This window comes from Exiguobacterium aurantiacum DSM 6208 (assembly GCF_000702585.1).
Taxonomy (GTDB): domain Bacteria; phylum Bacillota; class Bacilli; order Exiguobacteriales; family Exiguobacteriaceae; genus Exiguobacterium; species Exiguobacterium aurantiacum.
Genome location: NZ_JNIQ01000001.1, coordinates 1,804,506 through 1,826,781, shown reverse-complemented (window position 1 = coordinate 1,826,781; position 22,276 = coordinate 1,804,506). Strand labels below are relative to the sequence as shown.

26 protein-coding genes, 1 tRNA gene and 2 riboswitches are annotated in these 22,276 nt (G+C 53.8%); of the genes, 11 read left to right on the top strand and 16 right to left on the bottom strand.

The features are described from left to right. Nucleotides 1-33: 33 nt before the first annotated feature. Nucleotides 34-621, top strand: a complete 588-nt coding sequence (locus tag P398_RS0109630) for a DUF1643 domain-containing protein (RefSeq protein ID WP_024371959.1) — start codon at nt 34-36, stop codon at nt 619-621. A gap of 14 nt (nt 622-635) precedes the next feature. Here the strand turns inward: P398_RS0109630 and P398_RS0109625 are convergent, their stop codons facing one another. The 9 genes from P398_RS0109625 to P398_RS0109585 all read right to left on the bottom strand — a co-directional run bounded on the left by P398_RS0109625 (nt 636) and on the right by P398_RS0109585 (nt 9,245). Then, entirely contained in the window at nt 636-1,373 is a 738-nt protein-coding gene (locus P398_RS0109625) for an energy-coupling factor transporter transmembrane component T family protein (RefSeq protein WP_051638893.1), read from the bottom strand. Beyond that, complete coding sequence (locus tag P398_RS0109620; RefSeq protein WP_147287403.1) at nt 1,370-2,743, bottom strand: ABC transporter ATP-binding protein; 1,374 nt, start codon at nt 2,741-2,743, stop codon at nt 1,370-1,372. The genes P398_RS0109625 and P398_RS0109620 overlap by 4 nt, the downstream gene beginning before the upstream one ends. Next, nucleotides 2,694-3,269 carry an ECF transporter S component gene (locus P398_RS0109615; RefSeq protein WP_024371962.1) on the bottom strand — a complete coding sequence of 192 codons (576 nt, stop codon included), beginning with the start codon at nt 3,267-3,269 and terminating at the stop codon, nt 2,694-2,696. Before P398_RS0109615 ends, P398_RS0109620 begins: the two co-directional genes overlap by 50 nt. Beyond that, nucleotides 3,262-3,855, bottom strand: a complete 594-nt coding sequence (locus tag P398_RS0109610; RefSeq protein WP_029334926.1) for a YkoF family thiamine/hydroxymethylpyrimidine-binding protein — start codon at nt 3,853-3,855, stop codon at nt 3,262-3,264. Before P398_RS0109610 ends, P398_RS0109615 begins: the two co-directional genes overlap by 8 nt. Before the next feature lie 78 nt (nt 3,856-3,933). Then, nucleotides 3,934-4,034, bottom strand: a riboswitch (TPP riboswitch). 61 nt (nt 4,035-4,095) lie between these two features. After that, entirely contained in the window at nt 4,096-5,289 is a 1,194-nt protein-coding gene (locus tag P398_RS0109605; protein WP_115336697.1) for a GTP-binding protein, read from the bottom strand. A 106-nt stretch (nt 5,290-5,395) separates the two neighbouring features. Next, on the bottom strand, nt 5,396-5,659 hold the full coding sequence (locus P398_RS0109600) for a hypothetical protein (RefSeq protein ID WP_024371965.1): 264 nt from the start codon (nt 5,657-5,659) through the stop codon (nt 5,396-5,398). Between the two features lie 12 nt (nt 5,660-5,671). Then, nucleotides 5,672-6,553: an SMP-30/gluconolactonase/LRE family protein gene (locus P398_RS0109595; protein WP_029334924.1), complete on the bottom strand. Its 882-nt coding sequence runs from the start codon at nt 6,551-6,553 to the stop codon at nt 5,672-5,674. Nucleotides 6,554-6,702: 149 nt separating this feature from the next. After that, on the bottom strand, nt 6,703-7,764 hold the full coding sequence (gene rlmN / locus P398_RS0109590) for a 23S rRNA (adenine(2503)-C(2))-methyltransferase RlmN (RefSeq protein WP_024371967.1): 1,062 nt from the start codon (nt 7,762-7,764) through the stop codon (nt 6,703-6,705). Between the two features lie 74 nt (nt 7,765-7,838). Next, complete coding sequence (locus P398_RS0109585) at nt 7,839-9,245, bottom strand: amidase family protein (RefSeq protein ID WP_051638892.1); 1,407 nt, start codon at nt 9,243-9,245, stop codon at nt 7,839-7,841. 116 nt (nt 9,246-9,361) lie between these two features. Between P398_RS0109585 and P398_RS16960 the strand changes: the two genes are divergently transcribed. Then, the gene (locus P398_RS16960) at nt 9,362-9,523 is read left to right on the top strand and encodes a hypothetical protein (protein WP_024371969.1); all 162 of its coding nucleotides are present in this window, start codon (nt 9,362-9,364) and stop codon (nt 9,521-9,523) included. A 44-nt stretch (nt 9,524-9,567) separates the two neighbouring features. Beyond that, a riboswitch (SAM riboswitch) is annotated at nt 9,568-9,667 on the top strand. 67 nt (nt 9,668-9,734) lie between these two features. Beyond that, a complete protein-coding gene (gene msrA / locus P398_RS0109575) occupies nt 9,735-10,253 on the top strand; it encodes a peptide-methionine (S)-S-oxide reductase MsrA (RefSeq protein WP_029334922.1) in 519 nt (172 codons plus the stop codon). Nucleotides 10,254-10,279: 26 nt separating this feature from the next. Here the strand turns inward: msrA and P398_RS0109570 are convergent, their stop codons facing one another. Continuing rightward, nucleotides 10,280-11,143: a GRP family sugar transporter gene (locus P398_RS0109570; protein ID WP_029334921.1), complete on the bottom strand. Its 864-nt coding sequence runs from the start codon at nt 11,141-11,143 to the stop codon at nt 10,280-10,282. 132 nt (nt 11,144-11,275) lie between these two features. Between P398_RS0109570 and P398_RS0109565 the strand changes: the two genes are divergently transcribed. The 3 genes from P398_RS0109565 (at nt 11,276) to P398_RS0109555 (ending at nt 12,432) form a co-directional block, all read left to right on the top strand. After that, nucleotides 11,276-11,348 (top strand) — tRNA-Ala (locus P398_RS0109565). 115 nt (nt 11,349-11,463) lie between these two features. Beyond that, nucleotides 11,464-11,796, top strand: a complete 333-nt coding sequence (locus P398_RS0109560) for a four-helix bundle copper-binding protein (protein WP_029334920.1) — start codon at nt 11,464-11,466, stop codon at nt 11,794-11,796. A gap of 69 nt (nt 11,797-11,865) precedes the next feature. Next, complete coding sequence (locus P398_RS0109555) at nt 11,866-12,432, top strand: 3'-5' exonuclease (RefSeq protein WP_024372306.1); 567 nt, start codon at nt 11,866-11,868, stop codon at nt 12,430-12,432. A gap of 25 nt (nt 12,433-12,457) precedes the next feature. Here P398_RS0109555 and P398_RS0109550 read toward each other — a convergent pair whose 3' ends face one another. The 5 genes from P398_RS0109550 to P398_RS0109530 all read right to left on the bottom strand — a co-directional run bounded on the left by P398_RS0109550 (nt 12,458) and on the right by P398_RS0109530 (nt 17,075). Next, nucleotides 12,458-13,519: a bifunctional glycosyltransferase family 2/GtrA family protein gene (locus P398_RS0109550; protein WP_029334919.1), complete on the bottom strand. Its 1,062-nt coding sequence runs from the start codon at nt 13,517-13,519 to the stop codon at nt 12,458-12,460. Between the two features lie 90 nt (nt 13,520-13,609). Beyond that, on the bottom strand, nt 13,610-14,599 hold the full coding sequence (locus P398_RS0109545) for a sodium:calcium antiporter (RefSeq protein ID WP_029334918.1): 990 nt from the start codon (nt 14,597-14,599) through the stop codon (nt 13,610-13,612). Nucleotides 14,600-14,814: 215 nt separating this feature from the next. Continuing rightward, complete coding sequence (locus tag P398_RS0109540) at nt 14,815-15,663, bottom strand: HD domain-containing protein (protein WP_029334917.1); 849 nt, start codon at nt 15,661-15,663, stop codon at nt 14,815-14,817. A gap of 111 nt (nt 15,664-15,774) precedes the next feature. Continuing rightward, on the bottom strand, nt 15,775-16,479 hold the full coding sequence (locus P398_RS0109535) for an SDR family NAD(P)-dependent oxidoreductase (RefSeq protein ID WP_029334916.1): 705 nt from the start codon (nt 16,477-16,479) through the stop codon (nt 15,775-15,777). 35 nt (nt 16,480-16,514) lie between these two features. Next, on the bottom strand, nt 16,515-17,075 hold the full coding sequence (locus P398_RS0109530) for a glycerol-3-phosphate responsive antiterminator (protein WP_029334915.1): 561 nt from the start codon (nt 17,073-17,075) through the stop codon (nt 16,515-16,517). Between the two features lie 121 nt (nt 17,076-17,196). Here P398_RS0109530 and P398_RS0109525 point away from each other — a divergent pair, with 121 nt between their 5' ends. Genes P398_RS0109525 through P398_RS0109515 form a run of 3 tightly spaced genes read left to right on the top strand, consistent with a single transcriptional unit; the run spans nt 17,197 to nt 19,260 of the window. Beyond that, entirely contained in the window at nt 17,197-17,616 is a 420-nt protein-coding gene (locus P398_RS0109525) for a GNAT family N-acetyltransferase (RefSeq protein ID WP_029334914.1), read from the top strand. A 37-nt stretch (nt 17,617-17,653) separates the two neighbouring features. After that, on the top strand, nt 17,654-18,832 hold the full coding sequence (locus P398_RS0109520; protein WP_029334913.1) for a cation:proton antiporter: 1,179 nt from the start codon (nt 17,654-17,656) through the stop codon (nt 18,830-18,832). A 17-nt stretch (nt 18,833-18,849) separates the two neighbouring features. After that, nucleotides 18,850-19,260, top strand: coding sequence for an arsenate reductase ArsC (locus tag P398_RS0109515; protein ID WP_024372314.1), 411 nt, complete (start codon nt 18,850-18,852; stop codon nt 19,258-19,260). A gap of 36 nt (nt 19,261-19,296) precedes the next feature. Here P398_RS0109515 and P398_RS0109510 read toward each other — a convergent pair whose 3' ends face one another. Continuing rightward, nucleotides 19,297-19,926, bottom strand: coding sequence for a DedA family protein (locus tag P398_RS0109510; protein WP_029334912.1), 630 nt, complete (start codon nt 19,924-19,926; stop codon nt 19,297-19,299). A 100-nt stretch (nt 19,927-20,026) separates the two neighbouring features. Here P398_RS0109510 and P398_RS0109505 point away from each other — a divergent pair, with 100 nt between their 5' ends. Both P398_RS0109505 and putP read left to right on the top strand, forming a co-directional pair. Then, nucleotides 20,027-20,584, top strand: coding sequence for a DNA-3-methyladenine glycosylase I (locus P398_RS0109505; RefSeq protein ID WP_029334911.1), 558 nt, complete (start codon nt 20,027-20,029; stop codon nt 20,582-20,584). Nucleotides 20,585-20,713: 129 nt separating this feature from the next. Further along, nucleotides 20,714-22,201, top strand: a complete 1,488-nt coding sequence (gene putP / locus P398_RS0109500) for a sodium/proline symporter PutP (protein ID WP_029334910.1) — start codon at nt 20,714-20,716, stop codon at nt 22,199-22,201. Nucleotides 22,202-22,276 lie beyond the last annotated feature (75 nt).

Sequence of the window (22,276 nt, the reverse complement as noted above, 5' to 3'; positions counted from 1 at the left end):
CAGGAAAATTACCAGTTGAAGTGAGGAAACGAAATGAACACGCAAATCGAGGAAGTGACGATTCGAGTCAAGTCGATTTTCAACGACGATAAGACGAAACGTTATATGCGCTCTTACGAGTTCACGGATGTCGTCGACGGCGTGATCTGTGCCGTCATCATCTATTCGCCTCGGATGAGCGATGCGTTCTTGTCCGGGACGACGACACAACGCGCCTATATGCTCATGCGTAACCATTTGGATCAGCCGATTCGAGAAGTGCGCGTCATCAGCCTCGTCCCGACGCTCGCCATCAACGACAACTTGCCGTACGTCGAGTCCCAACTTGACGAGGTGAACTATCATTATGTCGAAGAGACGCTCGACGACGTCGAGAAAAGCGGCGGTATGGCCATCGTCGGTTGGGGGTCACCCGGCCGGCTCATGCATCACGCGACAGCCTACAAGTCGCTCTTTGCCGATCACGAGGCGAACATGTTCTGTATCGGCACGACGTCAAAAGGCGAACCGCAACAAATTCGTATGGCCAACGAGAACACCGTGCTCGAGGCGTTCAACAATGAATCTGTGAAACCGAAGTTTCGCATCGTGAAAGAGACAAAACAGGATGACTCCGAGTGAGTCATCCTGTTTTTTTAGCGTACACCTATCCATACACTTATTCCGAACAGCGCGACGAGAAGAGCCGCTAATAAAAAGTCGTTCTTTGTGACCGGGATCACCTCGTACGAAGAACGTCCTTCCCCCGTAAACCCGCGAGCCTCCATCGAGAACGCGATTCGTTCGGCTTGACGAATCGCCCCGGCGAGCAGCGGGATGAGCAGTTTTGGCGCGTGACGGATGTGATCCCGCCTCGTCTCCAAGCGCACACCTCGCAGCGCATGTGTTTCGTAAAGTTGCATGAGCTCGCTCTTTAAAATCGGGAAAAAGCGAAATCCGACGAAAACGCTGTAGGCGATCTTTGGCGACAACTTTCCTTGCTGCATCAAGCTGTAGACGAATCGCTTCGGGTCCGTCGTCAGCGTGAAAAGGAGCGACAAAACCGTGAACGCCAACACGCGCAAGGCGAGTGTCAGAGCGAGCATCACGTTCTCCTCGGTGACGTCATTGCCGAACAGCGTGAACACGACTTCCCCGCTCGCCTCTCTGCCGAAGACGAGTGTCGTCCATAGCGTCCCGACGGCGGTCAATAAGAATGGGATCATGAACAGCCCCCATCGCTTCCAGCTCACGTCGGCGAAAAGCGTTTGCAGGAGGATCGTGCCGAGAAATACAGCGAGCGGTGTCCACGGATTGTACATAAAAGCGAGACCGAACATGAGACATGTCACGGTCATAAACTTGACGGTCGGGTTCATCTCATGAAATGTCATGACCATCCCTCCGTCAACAGCCCATGCCTCCGCAATAATTCCGGGTCGTCCCATAGCGAAGCATCATAAGGGCCGCTCAACTCCCCCTCATGCATCAAATAGTACGTGTTCGCGACCCGAGCAAAACTGAGGTCGTGTGTCACGAACAACACCGCCTGTCCCGCATCCGCACGTTCGGCCATCAAATCATGGAGCGCTCGAAGCGAAGCCTCGTCTTGTCCTGCCGTCGGTTCATCAAATGCGATCAATCGTTTCTCCGAGAGCATCATCACCCCGATGGCGAGTCGCCGTTTTTGACCGTGACTGAGTGAGAGCGGATGCGCATCCCGCAACGGTCCGAGCCCGAGCCGCGTCAACATGTCTTCGATCGGACGATCGTGCCCGTATTTGAGTTCACTTGTCACGTCACTTGTCACGAACAAGTGTGCCGGGGATTGCGGGACGAACCCGACGTCACGATGATTGCGAGCCAGACTTCTGAGCCATGTCGACTTGCCGCTCCCGTTTCGACCGAGGATAGCGACGACTTCTCCCTCGGCGACGGTCAAGTCGCTCGCTGCGAGTTCAAATTCATTTCGTTTGAAATTCGGTATGTGAAATAAATTACACTCTCCTTTGTGGCTCCCAATCGATGCGAACGTATAGTCCGGGCGCATCTCGAACGGCCCATCCTTGACGACTCGTCCCTCCACAAGCTCGACTTGCCGGTCGAAGAAATCGCCCCATACGTACGGTCGGTGTTCAATGACGACAACGTTGACGGTGCGGGCGACGCCGTCGAACCAACGGACGAAACGATGCGCCGTCTCCGGGTCGAGGTGGGCGAGCGGCTCGTCGAGCAATAGCCATTCCGGTCGACCGATCAAAGCACAGGCGACGGCGATCTGTTGCTTCTCGCCCCCTGACAAGTCATGGATGGTGCGATTGCGATACTCGGACAAGCCGAGCGCATGCAAGATTGCCGTGACACGCTCCGACATCTCGCCCCGCGCGACCCCGAAGTTTTCGAGCGTGAAAATCAGTTCCTCTTCCACCGTCTGCATGACGAACTGACTGTCCGGATCTTGAAACACCGTCCCGACGCGCCGATTCACTTCACCGGCCGCGTACGTATCATACGATCGATCGAACAAGTGCAATCGTCCCGTCACGATCCCGTCACAGTTATCCGGATAGAGACGATTGAACATAGCAAACAGTGTCGATTTCCCCGACCCGCTCGCCCCGGTGATGAGCGTCCTCCCATCCTGGAGCGTGAGCGTGACGTCCGACAAGACGTCGGTCGGCTTACCTGGATAACGAAACGTCAGCTGTTCCGCCTCAACCATGCACGCGTCCTTGCCGCGCGACGGCGTACCCTTCGAGCGCACCCGTCCGAAGCAACAAGTCACTCAATATCTTCCCTCCGAGTCCGGCGATGAGCATGCCGCTCGTCGCGCGGAGGGCGAACATCGTGGCGACGTATGTCGGACTGAGCGCCGCGAGACCGCCCATGACGTACGTATAGGCGAAGCTCGTCACGGCCGCACCGAACCCGGCCAGCATGAGCACCCAAAGGTCGTACCGTTTATAACCGGTCAAGGCGAACGCCGCCTCGGCCCCGAGTCCTTGAACGATCCCGACGAGAATGATCCGCGGCCCGATGGCGTTCCCAATCATCATCTCGATCGTCGCCGCGAGCACTTCCGACAAAAACGCGGCGCCGGGCTTTCGAATGATGTAAGCCGCGATAATCGAGACGATGAACCAAATTCCGAAGATCCATTCGTAGGCGATCGGTCCGATCAAGCCGGCCCAAAGGTTCCCGACATGGACGAACGCCAAATAGACGACGGCGAACACGACCGATAACAGCGACAACAAGACGACCTCTTTCAACTTCCACGATTTAAGCATCATTGCGTCCCTCATGCGACGGACTGTTCACGCTGAACGTCACCGTCATGACGACGTGGCTCGTCTTCGCACGGACCCGGTCGAACGTCGCCTCATAAAACGAGAACACCGGCTCGATGTCGCCGTGGATGCCCGAGGCGTAATGCATCGAATCGTTGAACACACCACGCTCTTTCGCGAAATCGATCTCTTCATAGATGATGTCCATATATTGCTCGTCACCGAGCGGATAGAGCGCGAACTGGGAGGAGACGTATTGGGCGCCGACCGGTCCGTTCACAGGCTCGCTCGTCACCTCGAGCAGGTTGTCCCCCATCGTGTCACCCGGGCAACCGACCGAGAACGTCCCGCTCATCGAGACGTGCGTCCCTGTCTTCGTCGCATGCGACAGGACTGATTTGGCCACATCGAACACGTGCTCACTCCGTCCCCGGATGACCGTCGAGACGTCATCGGTATGGCGCCAGACGTTCTGTAAATCCGTCTCCTTCAATGCCCCTTTGATGACGCTCACGAAATCCGACGTCATCGGGCTCAGTGTAAAGCGGAACCCGACGATCGGGCTCGTTCCACATTGCTCGTTCATGTTGCATTCCCCCTTTTTCTATATGCACAAAAAAGCCGCATCCATGAGAATGCGGCCACTCGTCCAATAAAATCCATTAGAAAAAGTGCCACACTTCCTCACGCCGGTATTACCCGGATCGAGTCATAAGGGATTGGAGCCATGCTCACATCTCAGCCGAAGCACCCCTAGTGTAGTCCAATGTATGCGGTTGTTCATGCAAGGAACAGTATAGTCGACTCGTTTGCGTTTGTAAACGGTTTATGAGAAAGTGACGACGCCGCTACCCGGGAGCGTGTCGTTCAATATCGTCCAATCGAGCGACATCTCATCGTCGGTCAACAGGCAGACGTCGAGCGCTGATTCGACGGTCGCACGGTCCATCCGCTGCCCGATCAAGACGAGCTCGGTCTGGCGGTCGCCGTACGGCTCGAAATAGTCCTCAGCAAGCTCCGGTTCTGCCGCGAACATGAGACGACGTTCCTCTTCCGGCAGCGTGGCGAGCCAGCGTCCGGCGTGCTCGAGCGTCGAGGCGTATCCGGCCTGCGAGAACAGGCAGGCGAGGTCGTTACGCGAGGCGATCCAAAGGAATCCTTTCGCTCGGACGACTTCTTCCGGGAACTGTTCGATCCACGCATGGAGTCGCTCCGGGTGGAACGGCCGACGACGGCGATAGACGAACGAGCTGATGCCGTACTCCTCGGTCTCCGGCGTATGTTCTTCCGTTTCAAGCTCTTGAATCCAGCCGGCCGCGTGCATCGCCTGTTCGAAATCGAACAGCTTGACGTCTAGCAGTTCCGACAAGTCGACGTTCGAATGGACCGACGTCAACAGTTTTGCTGACGGGTTGAGCGTCTTCAACAGCCCGGCCATCTCGTTCAGTTCGGTGTCAGACACCCGGTCGGCCTTGTTCAAGACGATGATGTCGGCGAACTCGACTTGGTCGACGAGCAGGTCGACGACTTCACGGACATCCGTCTCATCAATCGCTTGTTTCCGCTCGTGAAGCGACTCACCGGAGTTGAAGTCTTTCAAGAAACGGTAGGCGTCAACGACGGTCACCATCGCATCGATATAGACACGGCTCGTCAAGTCGATGCCGAGCGCGTCATCGGCATACGTGAACGTCTGGGCCACGGGAATCGGTTCAGAGATTCCGGATGACTCGATGATGATCCCGTCGAGCTCACGATCGTTCGTAAGCTCTTGGACCGCCTCGAGGAGGTCTTCACGGAGCGTGCAACAAATACAGCCGTTCGACAGCTCGACCAACTTTTCATCTGTCCGCGAGAAGCCGCCTTGCTCGATCAAGCGCTCATCGATATTTAATTCACTCATATCGTTGACGATGACGGCATATTTCTTGCCGGTGCGGTTGTTTAATATATGGTTCATTAACGTCGTCTTGCCGCTCCCAAGATAGCCTGACAACACAGTGACTGGAATTCGTTTCATCATTAACATCCCCTAAATAGTAATCATTACTTTTTAGATAATGAACGGGATTGACCGTGTTGTCAACAAAAAAACACGCTCGATTTGAGCGTGTTTCCAAACGTGGCTATTCTTCGAGCGCTTTCCGTTCCGCCTCGGAACGCGGGTAAGCGTTCGCTTGCCACTCGGCCCGATAAATCGAATCGAGCTGTGTCAAGCCGACCTCGTCCTCATCTTTGTCCGCGTCCACGCTCGGCGTCTCGTCCCACTTCGGTTCGAGATAAGAATGATCTGTCGTCTCGCGGTCGTCGAGAAACTTTTTGATTCCGACTCGGGCCACCGCCGCGAGCGCCAGACCGATTCCCGCTCGAACGAGCATTCGTTTCACCATCGTTCTCCCTCCTTAACGTCCGAAACGATAAAGTGGCATCCCTTTCACTTCTGTATCGATTTTAAACACCGACCCTGCGTCCGGGTACGTTTCGAGCGCCTCCTCGTCCATGCCTTCTCGCGCCGTCGTGATGGCGAGTTGGTTCAAGTCGTCGCCGATAAAACAACACGATGTGACGTTCGGCGCCGGGACAGACACTTCGAGCACTTTTTCGCCCGTGTCCGGATTCCAGCGCGACACTTTTCCGCCGGCGAAGTGGGCGATCCATAAGTACCCATCCTCATCCGAGGTCATACCGTCCGGGAAACCGTCCTCTTCCTTGAAATCAATCACGGCCTCGCCTTCGCCGAGCGTTCCCGTCTTCAAATCGAATGGGTAACGTCGAACCGTCTCGGTCGGCGTATCGATATGATAAAACGTTTGATGGTCCGGAGACCACGTCAATCCGTTCGACAAAGTCAAATTCGTCAACATTTCCTCGGTCGTACCATCCCGGTTCAAGCGGTAAAGTGTCGCCTGTTCGTCTTTATCGTTCAAATGGAGCGTTCCCGCAAAAATCCGTCCATACGGGTCGGCCTTTCCGTCGTTGAATCGCAACACGCCTTCCGGGTCGTCGAGTTCGACGAGCTTGTCGAGTTCTCTCGACGTCTCGTCCCATTCGTAGATGCCGTCCTTTAATCCGACGATGACGCCATCGGTCACTTTCGGAACGGCGAAACCGATTTGTTGTCCCATATCGAACGACGAGATCTCGTCTTCTTTTTCGTCATACCACCAGAGCGTGTGCCCCTCGATATCGACCCAATAAAACCGCTTCAGTTCGGCGTCCCAACAAGGTCCCTCCCCAAGCGTATTTCTGACTCGAATCCAACATGTCGCGTTCACGTTCTCCATTGAATAGCCTCCACTCTCTACTATGATGTCAAGAGACTATTCCCTTCGCCGGACCGGTCTATGCATGAATCTGTAAATTGTTTCGGTCGATTTGCCGACAAGTGAGGACAAAAAAACTCTCTCACCGATTCAGGAGAGAGAGCTCAACTTTATTTTGCACCTTCAACGTTCATATGCTTGCTACGGAGCTGTCCGCAGGCCGCATCGATGTCGGTCCCGTGTTCGAGACGGACACCTGTGTTGATTCCGCGTTTTTTCAAAATATCATAAAACGCCATAATATCTTCTGACGTGCTTCGTTCATATTGGATATGTTCGTTGACCGGGTTGTATGGGATCAAGTTGACGTACGACTTGTCTTTGATATCCGCAATCAAGTCGGCGAGCTCCTCGGCGTGTTCCGGCAAGTCGTTCACTTTCGAGAGCAAGATGTACTCGAACGTGATCCGTTTGTTCGTCTTCTCGACGTAATAACGGATCGCCGGCATGAGCTTGTCGAGCGGGAACGCCCGGTTAATCTTCATGATCTGTGTCCGGAGCGCATCGTTCGGCGCGTGAAGTGAGAGCGCCAAGTTGATGCGGAGGTCAAGGTCGGCGAACTTATAGATTTTGTCGGCGAGACCGCTCGTCGACACGTTGATTTTCCGTGGGGCGATGGCCAGACCACGCTCGTCTTTGACGACACGAAGGAAATCGACCAAGTTGTCGAAGTTATCGAACGGCTCCCCGATTCCCATGACGACGATATGACTGACCCGGGCCCCTTCGCCGACTTCGTCCAAGTAATGTTGAACGGTCATGATCTGTTCAACGACCTCTCCCGCCGTCAAATCGCGCGTCTTCTTCAAGAGACCGCTCGCACAGAAGCTGCAGCCGATGTTGCAACCGACTTGCGTCGTCACACAGACCGATCGGCCGTACTTGTGACGCATGAGCACCGTCTCGATATAATGTCCATCGTGTAATTTAAGTAAGAATTTGACCGTCCCGTCGCCCGCCTCTTGTTTGACGAACAACTCTTGTGTCGAGATGACGTAACGTTCCGCGAGCGCTGCCTTCACTTCATCTCGCACGTTGATGGCATCCATCGACTTGACCCGGTCGATATAGAGCGAGTCCCAAATCTGTCTCGCGTGGTAGGCGCTGTATCCAAAATCGACACAGACGTCCGTGAGCTGATCAAACGTCAGCCCGTATATAGATGGTTTCATTGCTATCTGTCCTTTCTTCAATCCGCATAATTCCCATTGTAGCGGACCGCGTCGACGGGTGCAACGTTCCGTTCTTACACGTTCTTCGGGAGTGGGCGGGTCACATGCCGTTCAAACGCATAAGCGAGACGAATCAAGTCACGCTCGGAAAAACTCGTTCCGGTGAACGAGAGCCCGAACGGGGCACCGCTCTGTTTGATGGCAAATGGGATCGTGATCGTCGGATGTCCCGCTTTGGCCGCCATGTCGTAGTTAAAGTCATGCGGCAACACGAGGCCGTGCAACGTATCATTCTTGAGCAGACGGTCGAGTCCGGCGGTTTTCGCGGACCGGACGTCATCCAAACGGCGTTTCAAATAAGCGGCTTCGGTGAGGCGGCCCGAGAGCCGATCTGCTTTCTCAAACGCCACTTGTCCGTGCGGGATCGCCTCGGGATGGGCGGCGTTCCATTCGATCAGATCGGTCAGTGTTTTATACGGGAGCGACGTCGTGGCGAGATATGCTTCGATCCCGAGCTTGAACTCATGGTACAAAATATCGCCCTGGTCGAGAGACTCGTCGTTCGGTGACTCCACTTCGACCAGTACGATGCCGCTCTCTTTTAGCAAAAGAAGCGCTTGATCGTAAAGGGTCTGTTCTTCTGCCGATAAATCGACTTTTACGTAACCGACTCGCATCCCGACCGCCTGCCGTTCGTCCAGACACGTGCTGTACGGCGGACCGGCAGGTGTATGCATCGTCGCCGGGTCGGACGGGTCGGACCCGCACATCGCTTCGAGCGCAAGTACCGTGTCACGCAACGTTCTCGCCATCGGCCCGGCCGTGTCTTGTGACCGAGAGATCGGGATGATGCCACTCCGACTTATCAGTCCGACGGTCGGTTTGATTCCGACGATACTATTGTGGACGCTCGGATGCACGATCGATCCGCTCGTCTCGCTGCCGACGGCGAGAAGTGTCAAGTTGGCGGCGACGGCGGAAGCTGATCCTGAACTCGATCCCCCGACGTCTAGATTGTCACCGTATGGATTTTTCGTCTGTCCACCGACAGCGCTCCATCCGTTCGGCATGTTCTCGGTCAAGAAGTTGGCCCACTCCGATAAGTTCGCTTTGCCAAGGATGACGGCGCCGTTTTCACGCAAGCGCCGCACGAGATCGGCGTCTCGACGCGCGAAATGATCCGAAAGAGCCATCGCTCCCGCCGTCGTTTTCATTAGCCCGTCCGTCTCGACGTTGTCTTTGATGAGCACCGGGATGCCGAGGAGCGGCAGGCGTACCCCTTTCCGGTAGGCGCGATCACAAGCCTCCGCCTCGAACAACGCATCCGGGTTCACTTGAAGGACAGCGTGCAGCGTATCGTTCCACTCTGCGATTCGGCTCAAATAATACGCCGTCACGTCACGGGCCGTGAACGTTCCTTCTTTATATCCGCGATGGGCGGTCTCGATATCCAACTCTAACAAATCAATTTGGTCTGTCATGTAAGTCCCTCCTTCGGTCGATAGTCCGGTATTCGCCACTCGTGTCCGATTCCCTCTTTTTGTCGCCAAAGGACGAGCGACTTGATACACTAGAGGAAACGATCACGGAGGTTCCCATGTCTCGTTCCTATCTTTTCGTCTTACTGTCGGTTTTCGCGCTGTTCTTTCTGCAGTTATACGGGAACGATGTCCCGTACGCGCCGTTTTTGTCGCTCCTGCTCCTTTGTTTCATCGTCGGCGCCACGCTCTATAAGCTCAAGCGACATCCAAACCGTTGACGTCGATTCAGGCGGGATGGTATGATGCTGTCACCAACTACATATCGATATCTTGAGTGAACGAGAGACCTGGCTCTATGACTTCACAGCAACCTGCCTACGCAAGGTGCTACTTCCAGCAAGGCGCTGCCTTGGACGATATGACAGAACGCTCATGTCGATGACATGGGCGTTTTTATTTGGACAATGAGTACAGAGGGGGATTTTTTAGATGGAAAAAGCAACATTCGCGGGCGGCTGTTTTTGGTGCATGGTCACCCCGTTCGAGGAACTACCTGGGATTGAAGGAATCGTATCCGGCTATACGGGCGGACACGTCGACGACCCGACGTATGAGCAAGTGAAGACCGGTACGACCGGTCACTACGAGGTCGTCGAGATCACATACGACCCGTCACTGTTCGCTTATGAACGCTTATTGGAACTCTACTGGATCCAAACGGACCCGACCGACGCCGATGGGCAGTTCCAGGACCGTGGTACGCAATATGCGCCGGCCATCTTCTATCACACGGAAGCACAGCGCATCGCCGCCGAGAAGAGCCGTGACGAACTCGCGGCGAGCGGACGGTTCAAGGATCCGATCGTCACGAAGATTTTGCCGGCTGACACGTTCTATCCGGCAGAGGAATATCATCAAGATTTCCATAAAAAAAACCCGGCCCACTATAAAGCGGACCGGAAGCAATCAGGACGTGACGCGTTCATCGACGTTGCTTGGAAAGGGTGAACAGGGACGGGCTTTTGCCCGTCTTTTTAACTTTTCGCGAAGCCGAGCATGAAGCCGGCGACGACGATGAGCCCGATGCCCATGAAGACGAAGACGCGCTCTTTCGTCGTCTTCTCTTCTTTCAATAGATAAATCCCGCCGAGCGTCGCGACGACGACGTTCAGTTGCGATAAGGCGAATGACGTGGCGACCCCGACCTCCCCGCTCGAGACGAAGAGCCCGAAGTTCCCGATTCCCCAGGCGATCCCGGCCAAGATGTTCTTGAACGTCTTTGGGTCGAACCGTTTTACATCTTTCTCACGAAGACTGAAGAGAAGCGCCGCGATGAACATCCCGACCGATTGCGGGACGATCGCCGTGATGCCGTCGACTTCAAAGTAGTTCGTCAATACGGCGTACGTCACGTAACCAAAACTCGAGACGAGGAGGACGAGCAGTCCTTTCTTCAACGCCCCAGCGCTATCCGAGTCCTTCTTCTGTTGATACGACGTCATCGTCGCCCCGATGATGATCAAGACGAGCGCTGAAAATCCGAGCCAGAGCTCGGTCGACGTCTGCCAATCCCCGAGGACGATGACCCCGAAGAGTGACGTCCCGACGAGCTGCATGCCGGTACTGATCGGCATCGCTTTCGAGACACTTAAAATTTGGAACGACTGGAACTGAAGATATTGTCCGAGCGCCCAAAAGATTCCGGAGATGAAACCGGTGACGACGGCGACGGTCGTGAACTCCGGATTGAAGACGAGGAAGATGACGAGCGCCATGACCATCGCACCCATCGTCGTCCCGATCAACTGCTGAATCGGCTTCCCGCCGACTTTCGATACGATGAGCGGGATACTCCCCCACATGAGTGCTGGAAGCAATGCCAATAAAATCATGCCCATATGAAACACCTGCTTTCGTAATATAACATCATCGTTGATTTTCCCATTGCGACAACGGTTTAAACTTTTGAATCTTTTTTGAAAAAGGGCATTGCCAAACGTTTTACTAGGATGATATAATAATTTTCGAACGGGGCATTAGCTCAGCTGGGAGAGCGCCACGCTGGCAGCGTGGAGGTCAGCGGTTCGAGCCCGCTATGCTCCATTACTTGGTCACTTCACTTTTGTGAAGTGGCTTTTTTGTTGTCTCGGCGCGGTTTAAGCGATTCGGTATCGGGTAATGATTTAAAGATACATTATTCTGCTAAGGGGGACTTTAGATGGAACGGGATTCAATTGAAGAGACGATTTCAGCCATTATCGACTGTATGCGGGCGAGCAACCATTGCTTCTCGAAGAGCTTACAGGAAGAAGACGTGTTGATGGTGAAAGAGTGCATCCGGTTGACACGTGAATGTGCGGACGTCTGCGCCCTCGCCTTGAACGCCCTCGAGACCGATTCGGCGTTCGCAAAACCGATCGGTGCGCTCTGTGCGCAAGTGTGTGACACGTGCGCCGTCGAATGTGGACGCCACCTCATGGACCATTGCCAACAATGTGCCGAGGCATGTCTCCGTTGCGCCGAGGCGTGCCGGAATCTCGCTGCCGCATAATCGCTTTTCAGTCTAACGTTATGTTAGACTTTTTTTGTGGATTCATTACGCACGAGGAAAGGAACGATTATGTCACATTCTATTTTAGCCATCGATGTCGAGACCGCCAACCGCGATAGCCGAAGCATCTGTTCGGTCGGTTGGAGTCTGCTACACGCCGGAGAGGTCGTCGAGACGAACCAATTGCTCGTCAACCCGGAAGAAGACTTCGATCAAGGGAATATCCGCGTCCACGGGATCCGGCCGAGCGATGTGTGGGATGCCCCGACATTGCCTGAAGTGCTCGAACTTCTCTATCCGACACTCCAGACGGTCGACCTCGTCATGGCCCATAACGCCTCGTTCGATATGGGTGCACTGAAAAAAGCGATCGCCAAATATGACTTGTACACATTCCCGAACATCGAGTACGGCTGTACGGTCAAACTGTCACGTAAGTTATATCCTCAGCTCCCGAACCATAAACTGAACACGATGGCCGAGTATTTGAACGAGCCGTTCTTGCATCATAACGCCGCCGAAGACGCACGCGTCTGCGCATTGCTTGTCCGGGACATGATGATCAAGACCGGCATCGCGGACCCGCGCGAGCTTCATCGCTATACGTCCGTGAAAATCGGAAAGCTCGCCTACTGATAAAGGCCCGACAGCTGTCGGGCCTTTATCGTTTAAAGATCCAGCGTTTTTGAACGTAATAACTGGCGACAAACAAGAAGCTGTCGACGATCACTTTCAAGATGACTTCCCCATCCCGGAAAATGAAAAACAGCGCGTACACGAGTGCGGCCGACAGCGCCATTTGCGCACCGACCAAACCGAAGTATTTGACCATCGATCGCCTCGCTGTCGATTTGAAGACGATTTTTCGGTTGACGTAATAGTTGAATAAGGAAGAGACGACGCGACCGACGACGGTGCCGATGATGACATGGGTCGTTTCGAACAAAGGATTTAACAAAAAGATCAGTAGCGCATACACACCGATATCCATCAGAAACGAAGCAACCGATGATAAAGAATAGGCCAAAAACATGCGATAAATTAAAATCGAGTCGATGACAGGACGGAAATGCGACGATGCGTTCTCGTCAACATAGACGGTTTGAATCGGTGTCTGATGGATCGGTACGTGGAGACGCTTCGTGAACGTCAGCATATTCATCTCAAACTCATAACGATTGCCCGGAACGTCAAGCAGCTGTCTCGCGTAACGGGTCGGGATGGCCCGGAGTCCGGTTTGCGTGTCTTTCAACCGTAAGCCGCTCCCGATCGTCATGACGAGGCGCGTCACTTCGTTGCCGAACCGGCTACGGAACGGGATTGCCTCCCCCGAAAAGTCACGGCATCCCATGATGAGATGGTGCGGCCAAACGACGCCTTCGTCGTACACGTGATGGACATCTTCCGGCAGATGTTGTCCATCGGCATCGACCGTGATCGTCCCTAACGCCTCCGGGTAGCGGTCCACGATATAACGTAAGCCGGTCTTCAAGGCGGCGCCTTTCCCAGCGTTCTTCTCGTGCTCGAGCAGTCGGGACACGTATGGTTCGACGGCCTCAAACACCGGCCGACACGCCTCGGCACTCCCATCATTGACGACGACGATATGAACAAACCCTTCTTGTTTTAACGATTGGACCAACTCGATCAATGCCTGATCGGGGTTATAAGCGGGAATCAACAACACATATTCACTCAACCGCTCAACGGAATGCATCTGCATCGTCACTCCTCCTTCCTCCCTACTATACCCAGGGAAAAGAACCGTAATGCCTGAATGAAAAAAAACACGATAGCAAGCGCTATCGTGTGGTCACCCGGTAAAGATCAAGTAAGATGATGCGAAATAGACGAGGACGACGAGAACAGACGGGACGATGTAGCGAACTTTTGACGTCACGTCTTTACGGAGCACACTATACATGACCAATACTGACAAGATGGTAATGCCGATGGCCGTGACGAGGTGTGACGCCGAGACGTCTGCCAAGATCGATCCGTTCTGATAAAATACGTCCGACATGGCGATGATGACCATGTTGAAGATGTTGCTCCCTAAAATCGATCCGAACGCCAAATTCACGTTGCGAAGTTTGAGGGCAACGAACACGGCCACCGCTTCCGGGAGCGACGTCGATGCCGCGATCAAGAAGCTGCCTACAAAGCTCGAACCGAGTCCGGTCACGACGGCGATGCGGTCGCCGGTGATTGAGAGCGCCGTCCCGGCTGCCATAATGACGAGGGCGGCAATCGCAAATCCGAACACGGCCCGCTTGACGGTGATCGAACTAGTCGTGCTGGCGACGACTTCTTGTTCGACTTCCCGAGTTGCCGTCTTCTCTTTCGGGCGTTTCCCGATATAGTAGATTCCAATCCCGTACAAGGCGGCGATCAAGAGGGCATCGACCCCGATACCGATGAACGTCATATCGACGCGGACGATCAAGGCGACCATCGTGAGCACCGTGAGCAACAAGCCGAGCCCCGCCGTATAAAGATGATCACGGCTCGCCTCGTTGAACAGGCGTTTCTGTCGGAAGTACAGGTCGAACATCGCGAGGATGAAAATGTTGAACAAGTTCGAGCCGAGCATGTTCCCTACTGCGATATCCGGGTTATTGATCATGACGGCCGAGATACTCGTCGTCACTTCCGGGAGCGATGTCGCTCCCGCGAGTAAGACGGTCCCGACCAATACACCTCCCATCGATGATTTCTCACTCATAACATCAGCATACGTCGACAGCTTGATGGCCGCGTAAACCGTGATGGCAGCCGCGAGTAAAAAATAGACAAATACCATTGCTAAAATCTCCCCTTTTCTTGTAAACATCAAAAAAGACCTTTTTACGGACGCCAAATAAGCATCCATAAAAAGGTCTTGCGGACTTGAAAGAAGCTCGATGGACCGAGTGCATATACACTGTAATGACGACCCATCGACCACAGCTGTGGTCGCTACTCCCCTTCTTATGTTCAACACGACTATAGCACGGTTGTTTCGACTTGACAATCATTTCACTTCATAAGAGCGATGACGTCTTCTGTCTTGAGCGCCGCCCGGTACGACAGTTCATTCAAGCCGGATAGGACCGGTAACGGGAAGTCGTTCTGCCATCCCGCCTCCCGCAACTGCTCGGCCAACGTCGTGACTTCTAACAAGTCGCTCGGCGAATCTTGTCGATATCCTTCCCGCATCACGTTGTTCAGTTCAAAGGCGGTTTGACAAAGTGTCGGGGCTTCTTGCACCCAGTCCTCTTCTTCGAAGCCACCTGTGACGACGGAAATCAGCTTTTGAAGTTTGACTTCCCGCTCTTCTTCCACTCCATAAAACAGCAAGTTCAACTCTGTTTCAAAAGCCTCGATCAAGCCTGTCGTCGACTTGAACGGACGGAGCGCTTCGAGCAGTTCGTGGTAATACCAAGATTGGTCGCGCAGCGGGCGCTTGAAGCGGCCCCACACGCTTTTTCCGACTTGATCGATATCGAGTCGGATCGAGCGCAGGTTATGTAGCTTATCCGCCGTGAACAATGCGACCTCATCATACCAGAGCGTGTGGACGCGTTGTACCATCGTCCGTTTTCGTTCTTCCCACGACAGGTTTTTATCAGGCTCGGTGGCCGCCTCGACGAGCCGAGCGACTTCTGGTCCAAAGCGTTCGCGAATTTCCGCCCTCGTCGTCAACGTGTCCTCAAGCAAATCATGCAATAGCCCGGCGGCAACGACCGGCACCGGTTGGCAATCCTCGGTCAAGAGCATCGCGACGGCGACCGGGTGTGTCACGTAAGGGATGCCTGTACCTTTTCGAAACTGACCGTCGTGACGGACAGCCGCAAACCGGAGTGCTTCTTCCACTTGTTGGTGCATGACGGACCCTCCTTTACAATTTCAAACCGTTCCCTCCTACCTTTACCCTGCAGTAGGTCCAACCACTCAGTTGATGGTTTAAAAGTTAAGTCAATGGTCCTAGTTGCGTCATCACGACTCGTAAATCATTTTTTTCGTCATGCCCCCGTCCACGATCAAGTTATGACCGTTCACGAAATCGTTGTCACGATCGATCAAGTATGTGACGGCTCGGACGATATCCGTAGGCTCCCCGACGCGTCCAGACGGATGTTGGCGATGGTCGACATCGCGCAACGGCTCATCGGATGTTTGAATCCATCCCGGACTGATCGCGTTCACCGTGACTGGACGGTCCGCGAGCGAGACGGCCATCGAGTGCGTGAGCGCGACAATCCCGCCTTTCGACGCACCGTAAGCTTCCCAATCGGGCTCGTTCTGTAGTGTCCGTGTCGAAGCGATATTGATGACCCGACCGTATTCCGCCGCTTCATTCAGCGTCAAAAACGCCTTCGCACAGGCGAACGTCCCGACGAGATTCACGTCGATGACCCGTTTGAACGTCTCGACGTCCAACTCCGTCATCGGTTTTTCGAGAGAGGCGATGCCTCCGTTGTTGATGAGCACGTGGGCGACCCCGAACCGCTCAGCGACTATGTTGAACGTTTGCACGATTGACTCGTGATCACCTAAATCCATGTTGAAATATGTCACGCCTTCTAGCTGCGGGTCTTTCTCGATGTCTAGCCCGATGACTTGATACGTTTCGGCGAAGTGTTTCGCGAGCGCGTATCCAATCCCTTGACTGACTCCCGTGATAATCATGGTTGGTTTCATATAAATCCCTCCTCCTTCTTTAATACCCAAAACGTTCACGATGAGACGTGACGATCGTTCCAAAGCGTCCGATTCGACGTCGTGATGACAGATGCGCCCGCATCGAGTGCCGCCTTGACTTCACCGGCAGTCGATATTAAGCCCCCAGCGAACACCGGGATCCCGGTACGCGCCTTCACTTCGCGAATATATTTCGGGACGAGCCCCGGCAGCACTTCGATATAGTCTGGTCGGGTGCGTTCGATCATGCGATAGCTCTTCTCGAGCGAGCTCGAATCGATGAGAAAGAGCCGTTGCACCGTCTTCACTTGTTTTTGTTTCGCTTTTAAGATGACGCTTCCTTTCGTCGAAATGATGCCGTAAGGACGGTACGTCTGACATATGAATTCGGTCGCATATTCATCCGCCTTCAACCCTTGAATTAAATCTAAATGGATGAACACGTTCTTCCCGTGTTCGGTTAACAATCGAAAGACGGCATCGAGTCTCGCGATGTGGACTTCAAGCAACACACCGACGACAAAATCGCTCGCCAAAAACACTTCTAAGTCACGCATGTCACGGATCGCCGGTAAAATCGATTGTCGGTCTAACATAAGACCCCTCCTTCAGTTTCATACGGTCTCATTATGTAGAGATTGCCCTTTATAAATCAAGGTTTATCCAGTCAGTATATCGGGAAAATAATTTCATCTACTGTGGAAGGGGATTTAACTCATGGTCAATCAAGTCGAAGTTCGCATTCAAACACCTTCGCCAAAAGAGCATCAACATCTCCGCGTCAAAGCCGGGATGCCGAAACGGTCGGACGAGGCGACCGAGAAAGGGCTCTCCCATACGCTGTTCGGTGTCTGTCTGTATCGGGACGATGAGATGGTCGGAATGGGACGTGTCGTCGGTGACGGTGGCATGGTGTTCCACCTCGTCGACATTGTCGTTGACCCCGACTGCCAAGGGCTCGGGCTCGGGAAGCTCATCATGGAACATTTGATGGATTGGATTTTACAAGAAGCCGATGAGACCGCCATCATCAGCCTGATCGCCGATATACCAGCGGACGGTCTGTATCGACATTTCGGCTTTGACTACTCGCGTCCTGAATCGGTCGGGATGGAGTACCAATGGCCGAAAGACTGAGCCGGACGCGATGATCCGTATGTAAAGGAGGCGACATATGAACCTCGACATCAACATCATCATCTTTCTCGGCGCGGCACTTGCCCTCATCTCCATCGTCAGCCTATTGATTGAACGATTGTTCTTTCCGAGCATTTTAGCGTTCATCGGCATCGGGGTCATCGTCGGTTTCTTTTGGGACGGCAACGAAGTGTTCAGGATCGCCGGAGAGATCGGCATCGTCTTGCTGTTTTTCTTGCTCGGACTCAAGTTCCCGATCAACGAGCTCGCAAAACGCATGAGACAAGTGTGGAAAGCAGGAGTGCTCGATATCGTGCTCGCTTTTGGCGTCTCGATGTTGATCGCCCTTGCGTTCGGCCTCGATTTGCCAAAAGCTTTCTTGATCGGTGCGGTGTTGTACGCGACGAGCTCGTCAATCTCGGCCCGTCTGCTTGATCGACATCCGGATAAGCACGAGAACATTAAAGAGTTCGTGCTCGCGCTACTCATCTTTGAAGACATATTTTCCCCGCTCCTGTTGACCGTCGCGCCATTCATCATTCAGGACGACCCGATTGCGTTCAGCGACATCGGAAAAGTGTTCGTCGGCTTCCTCGTGTTCGGTGTCCTTTTATTCGTCGGCATACGGTTTGTCACCCGCCATCCCCGCACCGTCAAACATTTGCTTCGGCAAGACGATGCGAGCATTGGGCTTATCGGCTTGATTCTCTTTTTCGCCGGTATCGGCATGGTATTCGGGCTGTCCGAGATACTAGGTGCGTTCATCGCCGGGATCATGCTCGCCGGTATCCACGACATCCGCCCGCTCAAGCGGTTGACGGTGCCGGTTCGCGACTTGTTCTTACCGATCTTCTTCATCTCGTTCGGGATTTCGATCAACCTCGAGCAAGGCGTCATCATCAACGCGCTGTTCTTCGTGTTGATCGTTTGGGGCGTGTTGTCAAAATGGATCGTCGGGCGCGTCGGCGGCCGCATGTACGGGTTGAGCCGTGTCCAGGCGAACGAGGTCGGGTTCTCCCTCGCCCCTCGCGGTGAGTTCTCGATTTTGTTCACGGCGTTATCGAATGGCGCCATCAACTTGTTCGTCGGTCTATACATCTTCGTCTCGGCCATCATCGGCATCGTCTTGTTCCGCTTCTCTGAGATTTTAGCGGAGAAGACGGAACAGACGTTGGAGAAAGTGTTACCTGAAGAGAAAAACAAAAAACAGGATTGAAGGAAGGGGCTGTAACAATGGTTGAGGTAGCGTTCATCTGTATTCATAACTCATGCCGTTCACAAATGGCCGAGACGATCGGAAAAGATTTGCTCGGTGATATCGCCCAAGTCTACTCGGCTGGAACAGAGAACTATCCTGAAGTAAAACCGTTAGCGCTAGAAGCCGTTCGTGAAATCGGGCTTGATCCGACCGGGCAGTCACCGAAACTTCTCGATGCCATCCCGCCAAAGCTCGATTATTTGATCACGATGGGCTGCGAGGTCGAATGTCCTTACGTGCCAACTACGTATCGCGAGGACTGGGGACTCGATGATCCGTCTGGTCAGCCGATCGAAGCGTTTCGCGAGACACGGGATGACATCGTCTCGAAGATGTATCGTTTACGTGACCAAATTTTAGCGGACCATCCGGAACTTAAACGTTGAACGGGCCCTGGAACGAGGACCCGTTTTTTATATTGCTCAAAACGAAGAAGCGCGCTTTGATTTATTCTGCTTTCGTCGCTTTCGCCAAACGAGATAGACGACGATTCCGATTGCCAACAGCGCATAGATGACATACGAATAGACGTCTAAATAGCGCAAAATCGACTCCCAGTTCTCTCCGACCTGGATCCCGACATAGATTAATACCGAATTCCAAATGAGCGTCCCGGCCGTACTGAGCAGCAAGAACTTGGCGAAGGGCATATTCGACATACCGGCCGGGAGTGAGATCAAGCTCCGGACGACAGGCATGAGCCGTCCAAAGAAGACCATCCAACCCCCGTACCGGTCAAACCAAGCATCCGCCTTATGGACATCCTCGATATCAAGCCGCAGCCATTTCCCGTACTTTTTCGTCCACTTCTCGATCTGTTCGACATCCAGGTATAGCCCGATGCCATATAGCAAAATCGCCCCGGCAATCGCACCGACCGTCGCCGCCACGATGACGAGCCAAATGATCAAATCCGTCTTGACGGCAAAAAACCCACCGAATAAGAGGACGACTTCTGACGGGATCGGCGGGAACACGTTCTCGATGAAAATCATGAACGCGATGCCGAAATATCCGAACTGCTCGATGATCCCTATCATCCATTCACGCATACGATCGACCTCCATTACATATTCGATATTATACCCGTGAACCGATAACTGAAACCGAGTCGACGTGTTACACTGAACAAAACACGAGAGGATGGAGACGATGCAACAAACGACCCGCTGCCCTTGGTGCGGCACCGATCCACTGTATGTCCGGTATCATGATGAGGAATGGGGAAAGCCTGTCCATGACGACAAAAAACATTTCGAGTGTTTGACGCTCGAGAGCGCACAAGCCGGGCTGAGCTGGCTGACGATTTTACGTAAACGCGAGAACTATCGGCATGCCTATTGTGACTTTGACGTCGCACGAGTGGCCGCGTTCACGGAAACCGATATCGATCAGTTGATGAACAATCCCGGGATCGTCCGGAACCGTCGTAAAATCGAAGCGTCTATCAACAACGCCCACCGCTTCATCGAGATCCAGTCTGAATTCGGTTCGTTCGACAGCTACATTTGGGCGTTCGTCGACGACCGAGTCATCTGGAATAAGTGGACAACGCTCGATGACGTCCCAGCTGTGACGGAACTGTCAGAACAGGTGAGTAAAGACTTGAAGCGACGCGGATTCAAATTTCTCGGCCCGACGACCGTTTACGCCCACCTACAAGCGACAGGTCTCGTCAACGATCATCTCGTCACCTGCCCGGCCAAGTAGTTTTTATTTTTTTGGTCAATCATGAAAGTAAGACGTGCAACCTATTCATTTTTGTGACAAAATTTTGTCAAGACATGATATATATAGTTTGTAAGCGTTTTCAATTCATGAATGGTAGGGGGAAAGACAATGAACGGTATTTTAATTTCTATCACGATTTACATGGCGCTCATGGTGCTACTCGGTATCGTCGCTTATCGCCGAACGAGCAGCATCGGCGACTACATGCTCGGCGGACGCGGGCTCGGGCCTGGCGTCGCCGCCTTGTCGGCCGGTGCCTCGGACATGAGCGGATGGCTCTTGATGGGCCTTCCGGGTGCGATGTTCGCGACCGGTATCTCGAGCGGGTGGATCGTCATCGGGTTGACGATCGGCGCCTATTTGAACTGGCTCCTCGTCGCACCGCGTCTACGGACGTATTCTTACCTGTCCGAGGATGCGATCACGATCCCTGACTATTTCGAGAAACGATTCAAAGATTCACGCGGGACGCTTCGGACGTTCTCAGCCGCGGTCACCCTCATCTTCTTCACACTTTACGCGACGAGCGGGTTCGTCGCCGGTGGCCGCCTGTTCAACGCCGTCTTCGGCATCGAGTTCGTCACAGGTGTCCTCATCTTGGCTTCGATCATCATCATCTACACGTTTATCGGCGGATTTTTGGCCGTCAGTTGGACCGACTTCGTCCAAGGCCTCATCATGTTGTTCGCGCTCATCTTCGTCCCGGCGATCGCCATCACGGCGACAGATGGTGTCTCGAGCGCGTTCCGAACGATTGGTGACATCGACTCGGCATTGCTTGACCCGTGGACGGGCCAATCTTTGATCGGGATCGTCTCTTTGTTCGCCTGGGGTCTCGGCTACTTCGGTCAACCGCACATCATCGTCCGCTTTATGGCGATTGAGAAGTTGAAGGATATTAAGAAGGCACGACGCATCGGAATCTCTTGGATGCTTTTCACCGTCGTCGGGGCGATGGCGACCGGATTGTTCGGTCTCGCCTACTACACGCAACAAGGTCTCGACATCGACAACCCTGAAAACATCTTCATCAATTTATCTGACTTATTGTTCGTCGATTTGATCACCGGGGTCCTGTTAGCGGCACTCCTCGCCGCCATCATGTCGACGATCTCATCGCAGCTGCTCGTGTCGTCAAGTGCTGCGACGACAGACTTCTATCAAAAGTTCTTCCGTAAAGGTGCAGGAGACCGTGAACTCGTCATGGTCGGCCGCATCACCGTCATCCTCGTCTCGGCCGTGTCGATTTGGCTCGCTTTAGGGGCAGATGACACGATCTTGAACCTCGTCGGTTACGCATGGGCCGGTTTCGGGTCTTCGTTCGGCCCGCTCATCTTGTTCAGCCTGTTCTGGAAGCGGACGACGCGCCAAGGCGCGCTCGCGGGTATGTTGACCGGGGCTTTCATCGTCATCGTCTGGAAAAACTTCGCCGCCGATTGGTTCGGGCCGATCGGGGAACTGTACGAGATGATTCCGGCGTTCTTTTTGTCAGCACTCGCCATTTACGTCGTCAGCTTGATGACGCCGCCGCCGAATGAGACGATCACAGCCGAGTTCGAGGAAATGGAACACATCCTGAAACGAGAGCAAGTGTGAGTCAAACGTCTATCTTGATGTATCAGGCAAATCGCCTGGTACATTTTTTTATAGCGTGAACAGGAATCCGTCCCC